The following is an 18,678-nucleotide window of genomic DNA, read 5'->3' on the forward strand; positions in this document are numbered from 1 at the left end:
TAGCTTTCTCTCCTAATTTATAGTTCCAATCAGCATGGTCAGGCGTTACTATTACTTGTACTCTTGATTGGGCAGGCTGCGCATAAAGTGCGCTGATACTTTTTAAAAGAAGTAGGGCTACAATACAAGATACTCTTATTAATTTTAGTTTCATTTCTTTAAGTTTTATAGTGTTTATTGCTTTTTATAATCGCCCCAAACTTCGTAGTCATCCCAATACACATGAGTAGACTTTCCTTTAGCGTTTAAATAGTTTATGATTTTGCCTGAGGTATAAAGCATAAAGGGATTATGATGAGTAAGCCCATCCGGATTAGGGTTATCAGGATGATATGTCCAATTTTGGATATTGAAAATTCCAATTTCTTTTTCATCAACAATAGCCGTAAGTTGAAATCGACCATGAACCTCATCACCTTCCACAAAATTCACTTTAAGCGTCATCCATTTACCGGTAGGTACAGCAAAATTATTATTGGTTTCCTCCCAAATAATTTCACCCTGTTTTTTTGTTTCCGGATTATAAACCTGACCATGTATTCCAAATTTTAAAGAGTCATTCCCCTCACTTGGTTTATGTAAGCCAACAGTTATGCGAAAACCCGTTTCAGGGTTTACCCACGGCGCATCGTTCCAAAACGCCATAAGCGTAAACCATGTAAATGCATCAGGATACGATTTTAATAGGTCTAAATCTTTAAGTAAAAACAAACGAATGGAATACGTTAAATTCTTAAATCCTTCTTTACAATTATACATATTGGCCTGTATACGACCTTTAACACCATTAAACACATTAGGCTTATCTATTTTAAAAAGAGCTACATGATTTTTAGGATTTATGGGATCAGATACAATCTTAGCAATACGCATCGATTCATCTCCATCTTGATAGTATATTTTAAACTCACAGTTATTAGGTGCACCTTCAAGATTGGTTTCCCAATTTCCTTTTGGGGTATTTAAGGTATCTATGCCTTTTATTTCGGCATCCCTATGGTCAATTTGAGTAACAGTGGTTCCTTCTTCGAAACCCGACTTAAAAATTAATTCTCGTGATTGCCCAAAGACAAAAACCTCATGAAAAACACATATTACGATACAGACAAAATGGATCTTTATATTACCTTGTTTCATTTTTTTATGTTTCTATAATGGATGTGTACTATTAATGTGATATATGAAAACATCATCTATTAATTCATTGATTTTCAATTTCTTTTAGCATTTTCACCAATTCCTCCGGGGCAGACCATTGTACATTATGATCGGCTTCCAACTGCAATACCTTCCAACCATTTTTATTGGCTCTTTCAGCTTGGGGTGCAAAATTATCTGACTTAGGATCAGCACCTTTTTCTACGGTAAGGATATATGTGGTTGGTATATTAAGTCTTTCAGGATTTTTTAAAGAAATTTTGTCCGTTAAAGTTTTTAAAGCCTGTGGAACATGCTTAGGAGGTGATTTTTCCTCTGGAACCCAAGGTGGAATTAAATAACCATTTACAATTTTATAATTTTTAATACTTTCCTCTTTAATTAATGCAACGCTTTCATTATCATTAGGAACAAAAGCATCAATATATACTAGCTTCTTAATCCTTTTAGGTATGCTATCTGCAACACCAGTAATGACCATGCCGGAATAGCTATGCCCAACTAAAATAACATCATGCAAATCTTCATAGAGGATTGTGTTTACAATGTCCTTAATATGTGTATCCAATCCAACATCCAAAGTGGCCAAATGCACGCGCTCTCCCTGACCAGTTAAAGTAGGTCTGTAAACCACACTTCCTGTTGCTGTAAGTAGCGAATCTACTTTCTTGAAAACCCATCCACCGCCCCATGCTCCATGAACAACTACAAATACAGATTTATTATTTGTCTGGGAAAATAAAGATTGAAATGAAATGGTTGCAATTACAAACAACAAAATAAATTTATACTGTCTCATATTTATTGTTTATTTGAATTATCCCAAACTTCGTAGTCATCCCAATACACATGAGTAGACTTTCCTTTAGAATTGATATAGTTTATGATTTTACCTGAGGTATAAAGCTTAAATGGATTATGGTGAGTAAGTCCATCCGGGTTGGTCTTCTCAGGATGATGTGTCCAATTATGGATATTAAAAATTTCAATATCTTTTTTGTCAACGACAGCTATAAGTTGGAATCTACCATGAACCTCATCACCTTCAACAAAATTTACTTTAAGCGTCATCCATTTACCGGTAGGCACAGCAAAATTATTTTGGGTTTCCTCCCATATGACTTTACCCTGTTTTTTAGTTTCTGGATTATAAACCTGACCATGTATTGCAAATCTTAAGGAGTCAACACCTTCGCCTGGTTTGTGTAACCCAACTGATATGCGGAAACCCGTTTCTGGCTTTACCCAAGGAGCATCATTCCAAAATTCCATAAGTGTAAACCATGTAAATGCATCTGGGTAAGACTTTAGAACGTCTAAATCTTCAGGCAAGAACAAACGAATGGAATACGTTAAATTCTTAAATCCTTCTTTACAATTATACATATTGGCCTGTATACGACCTTTAACACCATTAAACACATTAGGTTTATCTATTTTAAAAAGAGCTACATGATTTTTAGGATTTATAGGACCTGGTACAATCTTAGCAATACGCATCGATTCATCTCCATCCTGATAGTATATTTTAAACTCACAGTTATTGGGTGCACCTTCAAGATTGGTTTCCCAATTTCCTTTTGCAGTATTTAAGGTATCTGTACCTTTTATTTCGGCATCCTTATGGTCAATTTGAGTAACAGTGGTTCCTTCTTCAAAACCCGAACTAAAAATTAATTCTCGTGATTGCCCAAAGACAAGCGTCTCAGAAAAAAGACATATCGCTGCACAAACAAAAATGATCTTAATATTACTTTGCTTCATCTTTTTTTAATTTTAGTAATGCTTCTAAAAAATAATAGTCGGCATAAATTAATGGGGCGTCTATTTCAGAACTCTTCGGAAAATGGCCTACGCTGTGTTTTAAAAGAAATCCACTATTTGTTTCTTTTTCAGCCAAATACTGCGGGCTCGACAATGAGGAAAGCATTTTCTTTGCAGCCTCCGTATACCTCAAAGCATCTTCTTTGTTTACGTAGTTTTTCAACTCCAAAAATGCGGAAGCCATAACAGCTGCAGCTGATGCATCTCGTTTTGCCGTTGGAATATCCGGAGCATTAAAATCCCAATAAGGTATCATATCTTTAGGCATATTAGGATTGTTTAAAATATAATTGGCAATACCTTTGGCATGATTCAAATATTTTTGATCTTTTGTAAACCTATACATCATTGTAAATCCATAAAGTCCCCAACCTTGTCCTCTGGCCCATGCAGATTCATCGGCATAACCTTGAAACGTAGTTTTCTTTTCAACCGCTCCGGTAATCGTATCATAAGATAACACATGGTAGCTACTATAATCATCCCTAAAATGATTCTGCATAGTATTGTCAGCATGAGAAATGGCAATCTTGGTCAAGGTAGAATCTGCAAACTCTTTTCCTGCCCACATGAGCATTTCTAGGTTCATCATATTGTCAATAATAACCGGATATTGCCATTTACTATTCCATGTTGAAAAATCCCATGATCGGATACAACCTACAACAGAATCAAAACGTGAAGCAAGTGAATAAGCCGATTCTTTTACTACGTTTTTATAAGCTTCATTGCCTGTTATTTTATAGGCGTTTCCAAAACTACAGAACATCATAAACCCCAGATCGTGAGTCGCTTTATTCGTTTTCTCCTGTTCTAAAACCTTTAAACTTTTTTCAGCCTCAATAAGTAATACCGAATCTTTAGTATATTCAAAAGTATAGAGCAAACAACCAGGATAAAATCCACTACACCAATCATTTGATTTACTAGCAATTAGCTTACTATCTTCAAAACTCCGGGGAAACCTATTATTAGGACGTAAATCTGCTAGGTATTTATACTGCGTATTTGCACGCTCAAAAACAGAATCAATACTCGAACTATTTTGGATATTCTTTACGTTCTTATGACACCCACACAACATAAATATTGGTACTATAAAGCATGCTAATCTTAATTTATTCATAGTGGTTTTAATTAAATCTCATTTTCATTTCTTGGGCACTTTTAACTCTATCAATATTCACATCTTCATACATGTCTTCCAGTTTGGAAACTAATTCTTCAAACAGAGACGGTTTGTATGTAGACAAATCTTTAGTCATTAAAGGATCCTTCTCAATATCATATAGTTTATAGCTGTTAGGTTTCGAATATAACTTATCACTGTAACCATGAAGAACATAGTTATTCTGCCTGATAACAACTTGTGGTGGAATCCCTTCTTTTAAAGGTTTGTTACCTACGTACCTTTGATTATATCCTTCTCCCATAAGTTCCCAATTCTGCCTACGCTTTTCAAATTGCCAATACAAAGGTTTTTTACGTTCAATAGGCGAATTGTTTAATAGATATTGGTATATACTTACACCATCAATTTTCAGTTCAGAATTTAGATTGACATTGGCAATATCACATATTGTTGGTAGTACATCATAATTTACAATTGGGGCATCACATATTCTAGGAGATATTTTATCTTTCCATGAAACCAAACCGGGTACCTTAATCCCGCCCTCAAACAATTGTCTCTTTTGCCCATGTAAGGGATAACTCGTTCCAAAAGATCTTCCAGAACCAGAATTGGTTCTCCACACTTCCGGACCATTATCGGAAGAGAAAAAGATTATCGTATTTTCTCTTAATTTCATAGCGTCCAAAGCTTTCATTAGTCGACCTATCTGATGATCTAAATATGTTACATTTGCGTAATACTGGTCTTTATCTGGATCTCCTGACTTGTACATGTTATTGTATTCATCAGGATTGGAAATAAACTCATGAACTGCATCATAAGACAGAAATAGAAAGAAAGGATCACTCTTCTCTTGAGTTTTAGACAGCCATTGTAACGCATTATCTGTAATAATTTTACTGGAATACCCCTTTATCACACCAAGTGGATTTCCATCTAAATCAAAGAAATCTCCTGGGTTTTTCTGTGAATTTTTATCTAAATCTGTGGTTAAGTGTGGGTTTTCTTTGGTTACCATTCCATAATCAAAACCTTGTTGTTTCGGAAAAGATCCCGTCTTACCTGTCCAGGAATTAGGGTCGTTCCAATCGGCACCGTTTAAATGCCATTTTCCAAAAATGGCAGTACTATAACCTTCTTCCTTAACAAGCTCTGCTATTGTAACCTCTTTTCCACTCAGAAAAATACGATCGTTATCCTTCTTATCACTTATAAACAAATCAATATTAACCCTATTAGGTACTTTTCCTGTCAAAAGACCTGCTCTTGAAGGAGAGCATACCGGTGAAGATGCATAGTGTTGGGTAAAAACTACAGATTGATGAGCTAGTGCAGCTAAATTTGGCGTTTTTATATATGGGTTGTTAAATTCATTAAGCTCCTGAAAATCAAAATTAACATCACCATACCCTAAATCATCTGCTAGAATATATATGATATTAGGCTTGGTAGAAACGTCTTCTTTAGATTGATTTTTAAACGAATAAAAACTCGTCATTACAATAATACTTGTAACAATTAAAAATCCGTATTTATATTTAGTATACATATTCACCTCTTTAATTTTTCCAATTATCTGCTTGAAATGAAGACGCTGGCAATCCTTCTGTATTAAAAAGCTCGCCAACTACCCAATCTTGGTGCGCATAACGCACCGCTACAGGATGATCCACCCTATCAGCCAACAAAACAATTCCTTCTTTGGTTAATAACCCTTTAGCTCTAAAAAATCTTTTATTCTCACCTGCAATTTCAAAATGTTCCAAAGGTTTTCCGTAAGTTGTAAGTCCGTTCTCTGCATGATTAAAAGTTAGTTTCAAAAACTTTCCTTCTGTTTTCATTTCCTTTAAAACTGGACCAGAATATTCAATCCCTTCTAAACCATAAGTTTTACTTAAGGCAATGTATGCCAATCGCTCTCCCGCAACTTTCTTGTTTGCTGGATGAATGTTATCCTTTTCACCAACGTCCAATAGACAAGCCATTCCTATTCCTTCAATATTTGAAAGAGAAACATTTAACATAGACTGTCTTATTTCAGCAGAATTAATAGCATCCATATAATCGAAAGGCGCAATTTGTGCGTAATAAAAGTTCAAACTTTGATTACCCCATTGGTTTCTCCAATCTTTAATTAAGCCAGATAGAAGTTTCTCGTAATTACCTGGTTCCTTTCTATTCGCTTCTCCTTGATACCAAAGAAAGCCTCTGGCACCATATCCTACCATAGGATTTATCATGGCATTAAAAAGATACGTTGGCCGTTGGTGTTTCCCTTCTTTCTTCATATCCTTTTGTTCAATAAACTCAAACTCGGAGATAGTTTTGCCACTAATCCAAGGCTCTATTCGTGTGCCTCCCCAACTAGAAGAGATAAGCCCCACAGGTACATTTAGTACTTTATTAATCATACGCCCAAAGTAGTAGGCCGCTGCACTAAAATTAGCTACATTTTTAGGGATACTTTCTTGCCATTCTCCCTCAAAATCATCCTGAGGCATGTCACTCGTTACCTTATTAACCGTGAACAAACGAATATTTTTATTAGATGACATCACAATATCATTAAGTGCCCCCAAAACGGGTTGGTTTTTATAACCATTCATAGGCATATACATGTTTGATTGCCCGGAACATATCCATACCTCACCAATTAGTATCTCTTTTAGTATTAGTTCTTGCCCATCATTTATATTGATTTCATAAGGGCCTCCAGCTTTAGGAGTACTAACCTTTAAAGACCAATTCCCTTCTCTATCTGAGCTTGTGTTGTATTGTTTGTTATCCCATGATGTAGTAACCTCTATCGACTTTTGAGAATTCGACTTGCCCCAAATTTTAACATTCGATTGCTGTTGAAGTACCATTCCATCTCCAAATATGGCAGGTAACTTTACCTGTGCAAAGCCTACAAATGATAGTATTGACAGGCAAAAGCTTATGATGATTGATTTTATTTTATATTTTTTATTCATCTCAATAAATATTACTAACTACTTACGAATTACTGTTTCCGTTTTATTTCATTTAATGCATTTCTCATTTCTTCTACTTTCTCTGGAAATTCACTCGCAATATTTTTAGTTTCTTCAGGATCGTCATCTAAATTGAACAGTTGTGGTGTGGTCATTAATCCTGTTTCAACTTCTTTATTTACCAACCAATCTGGTGTTGGTCGTTCCTGAGGCTCTATATACTTCCAGTTTCCTTTCCTTAATGCCAATGTAAAGGCTTCCTCAATCATAATCTCTCGACCGATATTGCTCTTTCCTAACCATGCATCTAAATGATTTTCACTATCAGGAGCAAACTCTTCTGAAAGTTTTCCTCCAGTTAAACTTGCCAGCGAAGCAAATAGATCAACCTGATTGAGCATTGCAGAACTTTGCCCCGGTTTTATATTTCCAGGCCAAAATACAATTGTGGGCATTCGGGTACCTGCCTCGTAAATTGAATACTTAGCTCCTTTATAAATGCCTGCCGGTTTATGACTTCCCAGTAACTCTACAGCCTTGTCCTTATATCCATCATCCAATATAGGTCCGTTATCACTCGTAAAAATCACCAAAGTGTTTTCAAGAAGCTTTGATTCCTTTAGGTGATTCATTAACTCTCCAACACACCAATCCATTTGAGCAATGGCATCTCCTCGTGGCCCCATTGAAGACTTTCCTGCAAACCTTTTATTTGGTGCACGCGGTACATGAATATCATGAAATGCGAAATATAGAAAAAATGGATTTTCCTTATTCTCCGTAATAAAGTGTTTGGCCTTATCGGTAAGTACAAACGGAAAATTTTCATCTTTCCATAGGGCTTCTTCACCGCCACTCATGTAACCAATTCTGCTGATGCCATTAATGACTGTTTGGCTATGTTGCGGGTCTGCTTTTTGTTTCAGGTCATCTGGATTTTCAAGTCCTATTGGGTAACCATCCAGTTTTTCCAAATAATTAACTTCTATGGGGTTATCGGGGTTCAAGCCTAATACCTGCTGATTTTCAACAAATACACAAGGCACACGATCTCCCGTAGCCGGAATTAAAAAACTATAATCAAACCCTATCTCTTTGGGGCCAGGAGTAATTTCCTTATTCCAATCTACTTTTCCGCTGCCTAAACCTAAATGCCATTTACCAATAACAGCCGTTTTATAGCCTCCTTTTTGAAGCATCGATGGCAACGTTTCTTTATTGGGATTAATGATTAAAGGAGCATCTCCAGGCAGTACTTCAGCCTTATTACGAAAAGCATAGCTTCCTGTTAGTAAAGAATAACGAGACGGTGTACATGTTGCTGCAGAGCAGTGAGCATCTAAATGGTTTATTCCGTTTTCAGCCAAAAAATCGATATTTGGGGTTTTCACACCTTTAGCCCCATTAATTCCAATATCACCAAAACCAAGATCATCGGCATAAATAATGATGATATTAGGTTTTGAAACAGGTACCTCCTTTTTGTGCTGTTTAGATGTACAGCTAAAAGCTAAGATTAATAAAACTAGGTATACTTTGTATGTTTTCATTTTTAATTGATTTATCAAAAGTCTATTGTCTATAATTTGTATTGTTAGGCACTAAACCTAAACTTCCTAAAAAATCCATACATGCTGCTTTAACATTATAAGATCTTCCTTCTTTATCGTGCGCCAGTTTTACAGTCTCTATAAAAGGCTCTTTATCGTCCACATATAAAAGAAGGTTCACAGCCATGAGTGCTAAATCCTCGTTATCGCACAAACAAAATGATTGCAACAATTGTATTGCTTTCGCATCATTAAATTGTTGATAAGCGATTGCCGACGCAAGAACAGAAACCGGCGGATAACTACCATCCATCGCATCTCGGATTTCTGAAGCATAATTTTGTAATATCTGCTCACTTTGAGAACGCAACCCCATAGCTGCCCAATAACGTACTATTTTGTTTGCATCCTTTAAATAAGCAATCTGTTTCTCGGCGACCTTACTGCCAACATACCCTGATAAAGAAGCCGCTTTATATATTTCGGCTATAGGATACTCGGTATCATCCAATCGGTATTCATAGGGAGCAACCGCTTTATTTACTAAGTTCAATTCATATTCGGGTAAGAACATAATATCTTTGGATTGCAATACCTCATCCTTCAACTGTGTCTCCATTTTATTTAATATCTCTTTATAGTCTAGGTTATTTGCTAGATTTTGGGTTTCCCAGGGATCAGCTTCCAAATCAAAAAGAAAAACAGGTGGGCGTTGCGCGAAAAGACTATTTTGAAGACTATCTAATATACCTGCTTTATAGTCCTGACGCATTTGTTGTTTTATTTCACCAATTTCCATGTATCGAATGTACCTGAGTTCTGGCATGTAAGGCATATAGTTTCTTGAATACAAGTAACGTCCATCGGTCACAGTTCGAACCATATCAATTCCATTGTCCGATCGATCTGAAGAAATTACCAAATGATCCGCTGGTTTTTGACGTCCTCCTCCGAAAAGAATCCGTCCCTCTAAATGTTCAGGAACCTCTCCTCCTACCAGACTAATTAATGTTGGAGCCAAATCAGTAAAATCTACCAACTCATTCGTAACAATCTCTGTACCCCAAGGAGAAAGTTCTTTGTATTTTTCTGGAAACCAAACCACAAAAGGAACTCTGTAGCCATAGTTAATCCCATTTGTTTTCCCTCTTGGCATACCCTCTCCGTGATCGGCATAAAAGAAAATTATGGTATTATCCATTAATCCATCATCCTTTAATCTTTGAAGTAATTGGGCTATTTTATTATCAGTCAGCTTTAAAGCATTGTAAACCCTCGCAAACTGTTTTCGCATCTCCGGACTATCAAGATAAACAGGAGGCATCTCAAATTCATCGTCATTTATAATTTCTTCTTTATCTAAATTGGCTAAAATGTTTCCTTTATACCATTCGTAACTCTCTGTCATGGTACGCGATTGGTGAGACTCCATAAAATTAAAAACAGAAAAGAATGGCTGACCTGCTTTTCTATTCCACCAACCAGCCTTACTTGAACTTTTATCCCAGGTCTCAGAGATATAACGTTCTTCATTTTTTACATTATAATCGGTTTTCTTATTGTTAGATGTATAATATCCTACTTCCTGTAAATATGCAGGGAATCCTTTTATGTAATCAGGCATTTGAATATCACTGCGATGATTGCCAGTACCTGTTTTGTAGGTCTTAACACCTGTAATAATTGCCGTTCTGCTAGGAGAACAAACCGTACCAGTAGAAAACGCATTCGTAAACCGCACACCTTCATTTGCCAATTTATCCATGGTTGGGGTTCGTGCATCTTGATTTCCGTAAACACCCAAAAATTGAGGTGATGTATCTTCAATAGTAATCCAAAGAATGTTAGGTCTAAGCTTTTCTTTTTCAGTACATGCATTAACTAACCACACCAAAAAAGCCAAAATACAATAGGCCTTAGCATTTCGTACTAATCCAACCAGAAAACTATAAAGCTTATTCTCTTTCATTGAACATTTGATTAAATAACTTTAATGATTAACCTTCTGTACGTAACCAGATTAGGAATACCGTCATCCTTAACTTCAAGAATGATATGTATTTCTCCTTTTGGAGCCTGCTTAGGTATTTTTAATTTTGTATTGCCCTTGTTTTTATTCGTTATAATGCCAAACGAAGTGGATACATCATGATATACCCACCAATTGAACGACAGTTTATTCCCGTCTGGATCTGAACTTTCACTGGCATCAATCGTAATGGTATTTCCTGGTTTCACCTTTTTAATAATGCTTTTTTTACTTGAATCACCATCGATTGAAACCGCTGGATTATGGTTCGCTTTTTCAAAAGAAGACACACACCATTGCATTCGGGCGGCAAAGTCGTTTTGGTAGGCTTCTCGCCAGCGGGCTATTGTCCATTTTCGGCGTAATGCACCATCTCGTTCACCCGACCAATGATCATCTTGAGCATCAATAAAATGATTGCCTGAAAAATGCTCAAAACGACCACCCCATCCGCCCCATTCAGGATGTTCAGGAGAGCTTAATCCATTGGGCAAAAAATAAAACCATGATGGCGTATCTCCTTCTTTAGTTCCTTTGGTATTTCTTGAAGTATTCGGATTTTGATTGACAACTGGATAACCTTCTCCCAACGCGCCTTTATTTAAAATATTAGACTTTAACCATTCTTTAGAATTCAAGGTTTCAATACCTGATTTTACAAGAGGTAATGTTGCATAATCTCCTCCTTTACTATCATTTTGATACATTCCGCGAAACGAAGCAGCCTTAGTATCCATCCAGGAAGGTCCGCTTTCTACATAAAAAACCGATGGGAAATTTTTATATATCCATTGACCAGTTCCGATATCAAAATCATTAGGATATTGGTCAGCAATAGCATAGATTCTAATTTTTGAAATAAATAGTTTTAAATCTTCTTCAGATCTGGTGTCTTTTACGTTTAATAAGGCTTGTGCCAAATCATGCGAACCACCCCATACCAAAATATTGAGTTTTTCGTTACTGCTATCTACCGTTTTAATAATATGTTCTGTTCCTGGCGTACTTTTACCTGATAGTAAATTACCACTACCGGCATTGGCTTCTCCTTCAAAAACTAACGCTTTTAAAAACTCTGCTTTTGGATACCCAGATGCATGCTGACTAAGCTTTTTTTGAACCAGTTGATAGTCATCAATAATCGAATCAATTAAATATTTATTTATTTTAAGTTTGGGTTGGTGTCTATTACCTGATGCTGTTGCAATAATACCAGTTAATCTGAATTCATTGGCATAAAGCAATAAACGTCTTAAAGACTGTATATCATCAGGATCGGCACCAATATCAGTTAGTATTAATAAACGCGGTTTTTCCTCGTTTAAAACTTGTTGTGCTGAAACACAATTTACCAACATAAGTGCTAGTAAAAGAAGACAACCATAGTTCCTCACCATATTTAAAAGACTCTTTTTAATCATTATTTCAAATTATCTGAGCAACATTTACTATTGTATCATAATACCTACTTTAATTTCAATCATTTTTTTGATTTACCGCAAATAGATCTTAATGAACCTGCTATATAAGCCGCCTGAAGTTCACGAACTTTGTCGTTGTAATGAACATGATCGACATAGCTAATTTCGCCACCAATATTTCTCGTAAATGTATACAGGTCAATAACCGGTATATTGGCTTCATGCATCAAACTATCGGCAATTTTATTGTAAGCTATCACGTCTGCAGCATGTCGTTGAAATGAATCTTTTCGCCTGGGTGGATTATGAATAGAATCAACAACAGCCGTTGTTCTTACCCAAACCAACTGCACATTTTTATCTTTGATTAATGCTAAAACAGCTTCTAAATTTCTTTTATAATCTTCTGAATTAACCTGATAGGTCCCATCCTTTGGGTTTACTTTTATATCATGAAGTCCACAATTAAGTAGTAACACATCCGGAGAAAAAGAAGAATCTTTATATCTTTCTGTTAAATAAGCAAGGGCACTTCTGGAATCTCCTCCATTACTTCCTCTCATGATACCAGCAGATTTAGGTAAGCCTAAATCATCTCGCTTTCTATCAAAGGAAAAATCTTCTTTTAAATAACCTTCCAAATACTTTCCATAATGTTCTGATATACTATCTCCCAACACAAATAATTCTGATTTTCTATCCTGTAATCCCATTGAAAGCATTAAGAAAATCAGGGGTATTCCTAATAAATGCTTTGTTTGTTTTGATTTCATTTTATTCCTAATTTTCAAATTCAACTTTTATATTTTCAATTCTCGATTTATCCTTTGGCAAACAAGCAATTAGCTCTAAATCTTTAGGACTTTTTATCTGTTTGCCCTCCACAACAAGGTTTATAAAGGTGATCTTACAATCGTAACCTAGTTCTGCATATAGAAATAGCCCTGTGAACTGTTCCTTGTATCTTACTTTCCAGTCTTATACACCGTTAAATTTTCTATTTACCGTAAATAGATCTTAATGCACCTGCGATATAAGCTGCTTGAAGTTCGCGAACCTTGTCATTGTAATGAATATGGTCTATATAGCCATTTTCGCCAGCAATATTTCTGGTAAATGTATACAAGTCAATTACAGGTATATTTGCATCGTACATCAAATCATCTGCGATCTTATTATAAGCTACCACGTCTGCAGCATGTCTTTGAAACGAATTTTTCCGTCTGGGTGTATTATGAATAGAATCGACAACAGGCGCTGTTCTAACCCAAATCAATTTTACATCTTTTTCCTTGGTTAATTCTAAAATTGCTTCTAGATTTCTTTTATAATCTTCTGAATTGACCTGATAGCTCCCATCCTTTGGACTTACTTTTATATCATGACTTCCGCAATTAAGTAGTAATACATCTGGTGAGAAAGAAGGATCTTTAAATCGTTCTGTTAAATAAGCAAGGGCACTTCTGGAATCTCCTCCATTACTTCCTCTCATGATACCAGATGATTTAGGCCTGCCTAAATCATCTCGCTTTCTATCAAATGAAAAGTCTTCCTTTAAGAAACCTTCTAAATATTTCCCATAATGTTCTGATATACTAGTTCCTAAAACAAATAATTTTGCTTTCTTTTCCTGCATTCCCATTGAAAGCATTAAAAATGCGATGGGTATTACCAGAAGAATCTTCGCTTGTTTTGATTTCATTTTATTATTAATTTTTAAATACAACTTTTACATTTTCAATTTTTGACTTATCTTTAGGTAAACAACCGATTTGCTCTAAATCTTTAAGACTCGTTATTTTTTTACCCTCAACAACAAGGTTTACAAAGGTGACTTTACAATCATACTCTGGTTCTGCAAATAGAAATAGTCCTGCAAACTTTTCCTTATTATCTTCTCTTCCCGTTTTGTATACCGTTAAATTTTCTATTGACATATTGATATTTCCCCTGAAAGCTTTTGTAGTTCCCATAAAGTCAACAGCACTTATTTGAAGTAAGGAATGTTCTGCATACTCAATGGTTGCATTTTTAATAAGGAGTGATTTTATGTCGCTTTCTCTATTTCTATCACTAAACTTAAACTGTCCTGTATGAATCATATCTAACCCATCCACTACAATATTGCTAATATCGCTTGAAGCTTGAGTCCCAATTTTAAAACCACTAGCTTGACCGTTTCGTACAACATTATTGGTTATCTTAAAATCATCCATAGGAACATAGGGTTTTTCCATTGTCTTAGGGCAAATTGCATCATCACCGGTTAACAGAATATTATCTGATATCTCAACATGCTGACAATTATCTGGATCTATGCCATCGGCACCATGATGATATCTTAAAACAGCAATATTGTTTATTTTAAGATAGTTGCAATAATGAGGAACTACTGCAAAACCGCCTCCCCGTATTTTTACACCATTTTTATGTACACGAGCTCCTCCCATTCTTATTATGATTCCTTCAATGGTGAGATTATCACAATTTCTGGGCTCTAACACAAAATTGGTCGATGGGAAATTGGTTTGAAGCGACCCTCTTCCTTTTAATGTAACATGATCTTTATCTTTTATGATTAGTGGCGTTTCATTGCTACGAATGATTGCTCCACTCTCCAAATACACAGTTGTATTACTTTTTTTCACAGTAAACTGTCCTCTATATATTCCTTTAGGAAAATAAACTGTTCCACCAGAAGGACATTGATCAAAAGCACGCTGTGGACTCGAATAATCTAAAACGTTCAAAACATTGGCATCCGAAACATTAGGAACATTCTCTTCTTTAGGCATCGCAATAATGGCTAAAATCCCTTCTTTTTCAACATCTTGATCGTTATCATTAGGGGTATTGATTCCTAAAATCAGTTTTTGAGGTTTATCAATGGTAAAAGTTAAAACCTTATCTTCAATTTTATAAGGAATGTTTTTTCGCAAAGGGCTCAACCAAGTACTGTTAGGGTCAATCATATCCTTAAAAGTCACCTCTACTTCTACTGGCTGATCCATATCAAAATGAACATAACTAACAAAATTGTATTCCATGTCATAAGCTGGTTCATACACTTTATAGTGATTCACATAGGCTTCTTGTCCATTCAACTTTACTGAATAAAAAGAACTAGGAGGATCAATGTGTTCGCCTCCATGTACCTTTACTTGTGTAAAGCATATAATTGGTAGAAGCAGCATTGATATAAATATTTTCATTTTAATTTATTTTTAATTATTAGAAGTTAATCAAACTTTTTTTGGAGTCTATATCACTTCAACAGACTTGGTATAAATCTGTCTAATTTCCTTATTGGAAGCTTCAATTTTCTTTTTGGCAGCAGCATAATTATTATGAACATCCATCAATTTATCTGCAATTTGACCGCCAGTTACATCCATGATCTCAAAAATCCAATCGTCATAACCCAAATCGTAATACATCTGACCTTTAATGGTATCTTCCGGTTGTCTCAAATAAAATGCAGGAGTACCATTGGTTAAGGCTATAATTGGGGAATGACACTCAAAACTCAGTACACTATGTGCATTTCGATAAACCGAAGCTGCTTCATCGGGCATCCAGTATCCTCGTTTTACTACATAAGGTTTTACATCTTCAGGCAGAGGATCAATTAAAAGTTCATCCATAATATCTACCTCATAAACCACTTCTGGGCACACTAGTATCTTGTTTCCTGTTTTTCTTACCCAACAAATCATGGCTTCCCGTAACTTTGCATGGTCTTCTTCCATGTACTTCAAGTTTGTTTCATCAACCTTCTTTATTCGTTCTTCAGACCATTTCCAATTAGTAAACTTGTAATACGGTGTATAGCGTAACCGTGGTATGACACAAATAAAATTCCCTCGTTCCAAACCATTTTCCTCTAAGAATGATTCCGCCTTGTTATCATTACGGATATCCATAAAAAAAGTCGCATCGGGGACAAATGAAACATGTTCTCCTGAAATACCATTATTTAACAATACCTTTAAAGACGCTGTTTCCCTGGGATATATAAAGGATGCTTTAAGCAACAATTCTTTTAATGATTTACCAACAGATTGTATGGTTACTCCAAATATTCCAAATGGCTTTCCTGTAATTTCAACCCAAGCCTCTAAATTTTTTTGACCTTGAACAGAGGGACCAGAACCATGAATCATGATATCTGATTCCTTAAATGCATCTAGTACCTCAACACTGGTTACTTTTTTGTCATCATCTACATCTCCATAAATCACCTTAACATTTGGAAAATTTTTATGGAGAAGTTCCTTTACAGGCTCTATGGCCATACTTCTTTTCCAGAGGATAATCTTAGCTTCTGGTAAAAAGGTTTGCAATACATTTAATAATCCTGGAGTATGCGCTATGTCTCCAATATTAACATCTTGCCAACCAGAAAGAAGCAATATGGTTTTACCGTTTCCTAATTTGTTAAAATCTGTATTTTCAGTATTAGTAAGGTTAAGAGCAGACAACAGGGTTGTTTTTAAAAGCCCTGCTCCCACTATCACAGTTCCAACCGCAGGAATAGTTTGCCTAATAAATCGTCTTCTATTCAATATCATATTATTTTAAGCATTCTGCAAACAGTAATTGTTCACAGAATGCTACTATTGTATATGAAACAAGTGTAAATAAAAGCCAGTACGGTGCAATAGTTCATATTAACTAAACTAAAACTACTCCTATGCTATTTGTGATTATTCTTCACAATTGATTCTTTAAATAGAACTATGCACCTACTAACTTACTATCAACTAACTCAAACTATTCTCCCCAACCAGGGTTTTGCTCTATATTAGGATTAAGTACTATTTGATTTGAAGGTATAGGGTACAAATAGTAATAATCTGGAAATGCGGGAGGTGTTCCAAAATAAGATATATAACCTTCAGAAGCACCATTTTGGATAGGTATATTATCATCGTAATCGCTAGATACTATGTACATTCCAAGTTTCTCTTTACCAGCATAAGCATCCATTTTCTTCCAACGTCGTAAATCATTAAATCTAAAGTTTTCACACATCAATTCAACAGCTCTTTCTCTTCTAATTTCCCATAAAATAGGATCAACAGTTGCATCTCTTGATGGGTCAAACCCAGCATCTATATTTGACACTACCATATCGGCCACATGCCCTCTAGCCCTTAATTTATTAATGGTTAAATCGGCTACAGATTGATCAAATTCACCTAATTCCCATTTTGCTTCGGCATAGTTTACCAATACTTCTCCCATTCTAAAAATTGGTGCATCCGTCGTATGTTGTCTTATATCATTATCTCTGTTATAATATTTCCATAATCTATACCCAGTTTTAGCAACCATATCTCCATTCCCTTCGTTATAATCAGCAAAATGAGGAGCCGTAAGCAATACTTGGCCTGTTCTATTTCTTTCTGGTAATAACTTATGTGTTTCATCAGATATTGAAGCCATCAAATCCATATACTCTCTATCCTGCGGATTAGCAGTATATTCAAAAGTTCTGGTATCTCCCGATACGAGATCTACCCTATATGGAGGTGTAACCGTATAATAAAGTCTATAATCACGATTTCTAAATTCGTCATAAGGGTTTGTTTCTCCATCAAAAAGAGGACTGGTATATCTAGTTTGGCCATCTTGCATCAAGTATAAATTCATAGCACTTTTGGTCAAATCCCATCCCACTGTAGCAGCTGGACTTCTAAAATAAAACGTTAAATCATGTTGAAGCACCCCTACTTCATATTGCTTGTATAATATAATACCTGGAATACTACTTAAATCTTCCGTATTAAATACCTCATCATAATTAGGATGTAAGGTAGGGTGCGAATCAATAAGTTGTTCTGCAGCATTTGCACTCGCTCTTAAATAGGTATCTCCTCCACCTAAACCATGATATTTACGCCATGTGCCTTCAAAAAGACCAAATCGTGAGATTAATACCCTAACAGCATCTTTTCCAATTCTATTTTCAGGAATACCGTTAGTACCTGGCTCCAAAATATGTTCTTCAGCATATAGCAAATCTTCCAATACATGTGCAGCAACCTCATTTCTTGGCGTTCTGCTTGCATATAAAATTTCTTCATCTGTATCTGATACAACTTTATCTATCCATGGTACATCTCCATAAGTTAAAAGTTTTTCATGGTAATCAAGTGCTCTGAAAAAATAGCCCACACTTCTCCAATGATTTATTTCAATTTCAGACATACCTGATTTTTCAATATTCTCCAACATTAGATTTACACGTCTAATTGTTGAAAAATTCCACAAACCAGAACTGGTAGGAACCGTAATTCTACCCCATATCCAATCGGAGCCTTGAACGGCAGACGTATTAAAGAGAAGATCTCCATTAAACTCACTATTAAAGGTTTCTCTATGCTGATCATAACCTTCAAATACACCATAAAAACCTAATGCATATGTTTGTGTACTAGCAAAATTATCAAAGACATTTGTTTCTGAAAATGAAAGCTTTGGTTCTGTATCTAATGTCTCCTTAATACAACTTGCTAAAAGCAAGGTTGAAAAGACTAAAAACAAACTGAATAGTCTATTAAAATTATTATATTTATTCATA

Annotated in this window: 14 protein-coding genes; all 14 read right to left on the reverse strand. The window is 35.4% G+C overall.

Annotation, left to right across the window (positions count from 1 at the left end; all coding sequences use genetic code 11):
- Positions 1-174: 174 nt before the first annotated feature.
- The 14 genes from BT151_RS01405 to BT151_RS01470 all read right to left on the reverse strand — a co-directional run bounded on the left by BT151_RS01405 (position 175) and on the right by BT151_RS01470 (position 18,677).
- Positions 175-1,137 carry a hypothetical protein gene (locus tag BT151_RS01405; RefSeq protein WP_072399906.1) on the reverse strand — a complete coding sequence of 321 codons (963 nt, stop codon included), beginning with the start codon at positions 1,135-1,137 and terminating at the stop codon, positions 175-177.
- Between the two features lie 64 nt (positions 1,138-1,201).
- Positions 1,202-1,957 carry an alpha/beta fold hydrolase gene (locus BT151_RS01410; RefSeq protein ID WP_084647824.1) on the reverse strand — a complete coding sequence of 252 codons (756 nt, stop codon included), beginning with the start codon at positions 1,955-1,957 and terminating at the stop codon, positions 1,202-1,204.
- Positions 1,958-1,959: 2 nt separating this feature from the next.
- A complete protein-coding gene (locus tag BT151_RS01415; protein WP_072399908.1) occupies positions 1,960-2,922 on the reverse strand; it encodes a hypothetical protein in 963 nt (320 codons plus the stop codon).
- Positions 2,909-4,108: a glycoside hydrolase family 88 protein gene (locus BT151_RS01420; protein ID WP_084647825.1), complete on the reverse strand. Its 1,200-nt coding sequence runs from the start codon at positions 4,106-4,108 to the stop codon at positions 2,909-2,911. The genes BT151_RS01415 and BT151_RS01420 overlap by 14 nt, the downstream gene beginning before the upstream one ends.
- A 7-nt stretch (positions 4,109-4,115) precedes the next feature.
- On the reverse strand, positions 4,116-5,666 hold the full coding sequence (locus BT151_RS01425) for a sulfatase-like hydrolase/transferase (RefSeq protein ID WP_084647826.1): 1,551 nt from the start codon (positions 5,664-5,666) through the stop codon (positions 4,116-4,118).
- A 10-nt stretch (positions 5,667-5,676) separates the two neighbouring features.
- Positions 5,677-7,092 (reverse strand): sialate O-acetylesterase, encoded by a 1,416-nt coding sequence (locus BT151_RS01430; RefSeq protein WP_084647827.1) that lies wholly within the window; start codon positions 7,090-7,092, stop codon positions 5,677-5,679.
- 29 nt (positions 7,093-7,121) lie between these two features.
- Entirely contained in the window at positions 7,122-8,642 is a 1,521-nt protein-coding gene (locus BT151_RS01435) for a sulfatase family protein (protein ID WP_072399913.1), read from the reverse strand.
- 22 nt (positions 8,643-8,664) lie between these two features.
- The gene (locus BT151_RS01440) at positions 8,665-10,611 is read right to left on the reverse strand and encodes a sulfatase family protein (RefSeq protein ID WP_084647828.1); all 1,947 of its coding nucleotides are present in this window, start codon (positions 10,609-10,611) and stop codon (positions 8,665-8,667) included.
- Between the two features lie 11 nt (positions 10,612-10,622).
- Positions 10,623-12,092, reverse strand: a complete 1,470-nt coding sequence (locus BT151_RS01445; protein WP_084647829.1) for a DUF1593 domain-containing protein — start codon at positions 12,090-12,092, stop codon at positions 10,623-10,625.
- Positions 12,093-12,151: 59 nt separating this feature from the next.
- Positions 12,152-12,865 carry an SGNH/GDSL hydrolase family protein gene (locus BT151_RS01450; RefSeq protein ID WP_084647830.1) on the reverse strand — a complete coding sequence of 238 codons (714 nt, stop codon included), beginning with the start codon at positions 12,863-12,865 and terminating at the stop codon, positions 12,152-12,154.
- A 224-nt stretch (positions 12,866-13,089) separates the two neighbouring features.
- Complete coding sequence (locus BT151_RS01455; RefSeq protein WP_072400954.1) at positions 13,090-13,728, reverse strand: SGNH/GDSL hydrolase family protein; 639 nt, start codon at positions 13,726-13,728, stop codon at positions 13,090-13,092.
- A 73-nt stretch (positions 13,729-13,801) separates the two neighbouring features.
- On the reverse strand, positions 13,802-15,304 hold the full coding sequence (locus tag BT151_RS01460) for a glycosyl hydrolase family 28 protein (protein WP_143144234.1): 1,503 nt from the start codon (positions 15,302-15,304) through the stop codon (positions 13,802-13,804).
- A gap of 48 nt (positions 15,305-15,352) precedes the next feature.
- Positions 15,353-16,663 (reverse strand): polysaccharide pyruvyl transferase family protein, encoded by a 1,311-nt coding sequence (locus tag BT151_RS01465; protein WP_084647832.1) that lies wholly within the window; start codon positions 16,661-16,663, stop codon positions 15,353-15,355.
- Positions 16,664-16,865: 202 nt separating this feature from the next.
- Positions 16,866-18,677, reverse strand: coding sequence for a RagB/SusD family nutrient uptake outer membrane protein (locus tag BT151_RS01470; RefSeq protein ID WP_072399919.1), 1,812 nt, complete (start codon positions 18,675-18,677; stop codon positions 16,866-16,868).
- Between the last annotated feature and the right edge of the window lies 1 nt (position 18,678).

The sequence above is a fragment of the Flaviramulus basaltis genome, assembly GCF_900114265.1.
In the GTDB taxonomy this organism is placed as follows: Bacteria; Bacteroidota; Bacteroidia; order Flavobacteriales; family Flavobacteriaceae; genus Flaviramulus; species Flaviramulus basaltis.